Source organism: Coleofasciculus sp. FACHB-712 (genome assembly GCF_014695635.1).
Lineage (GTDB): Bacteria > Cyanobacteriota > Cyanobacteriia > Cyanobacteriales > FACHB-T130 > FACHB-T130.
In genome coordinates this window covers 1-1,611 of the sequence record NZ_JACJOQ010000617.1, presented here as the reverse complement: position 1 = coordinate 1,611, position 1,611 = coordinate 1, and the positions used below count along the sequence as shown (strand labels likewise).

Annotated in this window: 2 protein-coding genes; both read right to left on the bottom strand. The window is 46.7% G+C overall.

Going from position 1 to position 1,611, the window contains the following annotated elements; all coding sequences use genetic code 11:
* Window positions 1-74: 74 nt before the first annotated feature.
* Window positions 75-734, bottom strand: coding sequence for a Uma2 family endonuclease (locus tag H6F50_RS22675; protein WP_190430444.1), 660 nt, complete (start codon window positions 732-734; stop codon window positions 75-77).
* Window positions 735-858: 124 nt separating this feature from the next.
* Window positions 859-1,611, bottom strand: a 753-nt coding sequence (gene map, locus H6F50_RS22670; protein ID WP_190430443.1) for a type I methionyl aminopeptidase, incomplete at its 5' end; no start/stop codon positions are given.

Genomic DNA, 1,611 nt, shown 5'->3' with positions numbered 1-1,611 from the left:
GAACGCCTGAGCGCGTCTAGGCAATAAAATCCTAGCTTGCCAATAAACATTGTTTCACGCGATCGCTTTTTCGCTTAAGTATCCGGATCGACACCGAGCGATCGCAGTTGTTCCGCCAGTCGTTCTGCCCGTCTTCGTTCCTGTTCTGCTGCCTCTTCTGGTGTAAGAACTAGAGAACCTTCTGGGGTAAAGTAGCGCAATTTTCCGGCTTCTACGCCTAAATACAAATCTAGAACTTCACTCCACAGCCAGCCTTGAGGGTTGGGCACAATGGCTTGATACTGTTCTCCTACCAGCCGAAAACCTGCCAACTCTAAATCCTCCGGCTCGAACCAAAAGTATTCTGGCGTGCGAAATCGATTTTGATAGAGGTCTTTTTTTAAATTTCGGTCAATATTAGCCGTTGAAGTCGAAAGCAATTCGATAATCAGATCGGGATATTTGCCTTCTTCTTCCCACACCACCCAAGAAGTGCGATCGCGTTTTTCGGTATTTTTCACCAGAAAAAAATCTGGCCCTCGAAAATCTCGATTTCGCAATTGCTGCCGACTAAAATAAACTGTTAGGTTAGCGCCAATAAAAAAATCATGGCGATTGCGCCAAAACCATTCTAAGCAACTCACTAATAAAGCAAGTTGCTTGTAATGCAGAGAACTTTCCATTTCTGGTTCATCGCTCAAAAGTTTTGTAGCATCTGGCATTTTTGCTTCCAACTCTTGCGCTGTTTGGTACATATTGCCACCTGCTCACTTTACTTAAATGATGCTTTTAGATAGAAAAATTCAGAAGCCCGCGCAGGCGGGCTTTGTTTGTCTAGTCCCACCCTTACGGGTGTGGGTCAATCGTGCTTTTGAGCGATTAAACTTTCGAGCGGTCGGTCAAAATTTCATATCCATCTTCCGTCACTAGCACGGTATGCTCAAACTGAGCGGACAGGGCATTATCCACCGTCACTGCCGTCCACTTGTCGGATAAGATACGGGTAAATTTTGAACCAGCATTTAAAATCGGCTCAATTGCCAAAGTCATTCCAGCCCGAAGCTTGACATTTGGCATTTCACGGGTACGGAAATTAAACACAGACGGTTCTTCGTGCAAATTCCGCCCAACACCGTGCCCGGTGAAGTCTTCCACAATACTAAAACCATTGCCTAGCACATGGTCTTGAATGGCACCTGCAAGGTCGAGCAGGTAGGCTCCAGCTTTAACTTGTTCAATGCCTTTGAAGAGTGCTTCTTCTGCCACGCGGATTAACTTAGCCGCTTCTGGTGTCACATCACCCACGGCGATGGTAATGCAAGAATCACCGTGATAGCCCTGGAAATAAGCACCTGTATCGACTTTCAAGACATCGCCAGTCCGAATCACTTTTTTGGGGTTGGGAATGCCATGTACGACTTCATTGTTGATGCTGGAGCAAATCGAACCGGGGAAGCCGTGATATCCCTTAAAACTGGGCGTTGCCCCCATTTCGCGGATGCGCTTTTCGGCGTAAGCATCTAAATCCGCCGTTGTCATACCGGGCTGCACCATCTCTTGAATTTCTTTCAGCACGGTTGCCACAATCTTCGCCGCCTGTCGCATGATTTCAATTTCACGCTGTGACTTAAT

Excerpts from the sequence above, each read along its gene's own strand:
- H6F50_RS22675 (WP_190430444.1), bottom strand. The coding sequence starts at position 734 with ATGTACCAAACAGCGCAAGAGTTGGAAGCAAAAATGCCAGATGCTACA.